General features: G+C 61.5%; 2 protein-coding genes. Both read left to right on the plus strand.

Going from position 1 to position 2497, the window contains the following annotated elements:
• The first annotated feature begins 523 nt into the window (after window positions 1-523).
• A complete protein-coding gene (locus AAAB16_RS03150) occupies window positions 524-1231 on the plus strand; it encodes a response regulator transcription factor (protein WP_340662026.1) in 708 nt (235 codons plus the stop codon).
• A 123-nt stretch (window positions 1232-1354) separates the two neighbouring features.
• Window positions 1355-2497: leukotoxin LktA family filamentous adhesin (locus tag AAAB16_RS03155; RefSeq protein WP_340662027.1), on the plus strand; the 1143-nt coding region annotated here is incomplete at its 3' end.

Consider the following 2497-nt stretch of genomic DNA (forward strand, 5'->3'; position numbering starts at 1 on the left):
GCTGAGGGGCACTCAAGCCTCTGCGGAAACGGCTGGCGTAGGGCCGCGACCTTAGGCGATTAGTCCCCTCTCCCGCAAGCGGGCGAGGGGAGACCAACTGCGATAGTCGCCCAATTCCCTCTCCCGCTTGCGGGAGAGAGTGCCCGAAGGGCGGGAGAGAGGCTTTTGCTTTTGGCGGCGACTGCGCGGCTCCGTCCATCACTCAGGCCCTCACGCTGGCCGCCGCCCCCGGCCCCTCTCCCGCAAGCGGGCGAGGGGAGACCAACTGCGATAGTCGCCCAATTCCCCTCTCCCGCTTGCGGGAGAGGGTGCCCGAAGGGCGGGAGAGGGGCTTTTGTTTTTAGCAGCGACTGCGCGGCTCCGTCCATCACCCAGGCCCTCACGCTGGCCGCCGCCCCCTTACGCCTCTCCCGCAAGCGAGCGAGGGGAGCAAAGCCGCTGGTATTAGGCGCAGGGCTGGTTTTCGCCGCCCCACAAGGCGCACAATCCGGCGCCATAACAATAACGGGGCAGGCGCTGCGTCATGGAAAAACTCTTAGTCGTCGAAGATGCGCCAGAGATCCGCGAGATGGTTTCGCTGTATCTGGTCAACGCCGGCTATGAGGTGTTCAGCACCCCGTCAGGCTTGGAATGCATGCGTTTGTTCGAGCGCCATCAGCCGGCGGCGGTGATCCTCGATATAGGCCTGCCGGATATCGACGGCCTGGCCGTTGCCGCCCAACTGCGCAGCAAAAGCCCACAGATCGGCATCATTCTGGTGACCGTGCGCGACGATGATTTCGACCGCGTGGCGGGCCTGGAAACCGGCGCCGATTGCTATATCACCAAGCCGGTAAACCTGCGGGTTTTACTCGCGCAAATCCGCAGCCTGTTGCGCCGCCGCCAGGGCGACAAGCCCAATCAGGATTTGCTGCTAGGCCCCTATAAAGTCGATTTACTCCGTCGCCGGATCAGCGATGAAGAGGGCGCGGATGTGGCACTCACGGCCGGTGAATTTGCCTTGCTGATCGGCCTGATCGAGCGCCGTGGCAAACCGGTCAATCGCCATGATTTGCTCGCCTGTTTGCGCCACGGCCTGGACAGCGAAGACTCCGGCGATTTGCGCACCGTCGACACCCTGGTGGCGCGCCTGCGGCGCAAACTGGAGCTCAATTCCAACCGCCCGCAACTGATCCAAACCGTCTACGGCAGGGGTTACAAGCTGGTTTCAGAAGCCGACATGTCAAACTGATGGCGCCTGCTATCTGACAGCTGTCAACGGTTGTTCACAAGCATGAACGACCACGACTAGTTCACAATTGACCGTCCGACCGACAATGCCTGTTGTGGAAAGTTCCCGACAGTGAGGTCAGTCATGGTTAAGCGTATTACCCCCCAGCACTCTGCCAATCCAGCGGTAGCCGGGCCACGCTTCCAACCCAATCGCATCACCGCCGCGATGCTCGCCAGCCTTGGCGTGCTACCGAGCTGGGCGATGGCTGACGCTAATAACATCACGCTGCATAACGGCAACTTTGGCGCCGGGATTGGTGCTGTCACCGGCATGACCACGGCGACCACCATCACCACTACCAACGCCACCACCACCGATATCACCACGGCGACGGTGCGCGGTAACACCGGCTTCAACTCCTTTGGCCAGTTTGTGGTCGGCTCGGGCAATACCGTAAACCTGCATGTGCCCAACGGTGCGGGCAATCTGGTTAACCTGGTGCACGACGCCAAGGCGCAAATCAACGGCACCCTCAATGGCATCTCGGACGGCAAGGTCGGCGGCAATATCATTTTTGCCGACCCCCATGGTTTGGTCGTGGGTGCCAGTGGTGTGGTCAACGTCGGCAGCCTGACGGTCACCACGCCCAGCGCCGCGCAGATGCAAAACCTGGCGACCATTGCCCACCAAGGCAGCGTGGCTGAAACCACCGACGCGGTAACCGCGCTCAAGACTGGTAGCTACAACGGCTCTGCCGATGGCGAAGTGAAGGTTCAGGGCAAGGTCAATACCGCAGGTTCGATCAACCTGTTCGCCGCCTCGGCGGTAGTCGCCTCTGGTGCCTCATTGCAGGCCGGCACATCGGCAGCGGAAACGGTGTTCGTCAACACGGTAAACCTGCAAGGCGTGAGCATTGGTACTGGTATCGATCAGGCCGATGGCTCGGTAAAAATCGTTGGTAAAAATGGCGTAGAAATCAGCGGTGAGTTGGCCGCCTTGATGGCCGATAACAGTGGCGGTCGGGTGCAAATCGCTAGCGGCGATACCGTCAATCTGAAGAGCGGCGCGCTGGTCAATACCAGCGGTAACGCCGGCAAGGACGCCGGTGCGGTGATCGTAGAAGCGCCGCATATCAACATGGCCAGCGGCAGCAAAATCAGCACCACCGCCAGTGGCGCCGGCAAGGCAGGGGACATCACCCTGCAAGCGCTGAGCGATATCAGCTGCACCTTCTGCGGTGACGACAACACCACCGCTGCCAACCTCGCCGATCTGCCGACCACG

Source organism: Pseudomonas sp. (genome assembly GCF_037994325.1).
In the GTDB taxonomy this organism is placed as follows: domain Bacteria; phylum Pseudomonadota; class Gammaproteobacteria; order Pseudomonadales; family Pseudomonadaceae; genus Aquipseudomonas.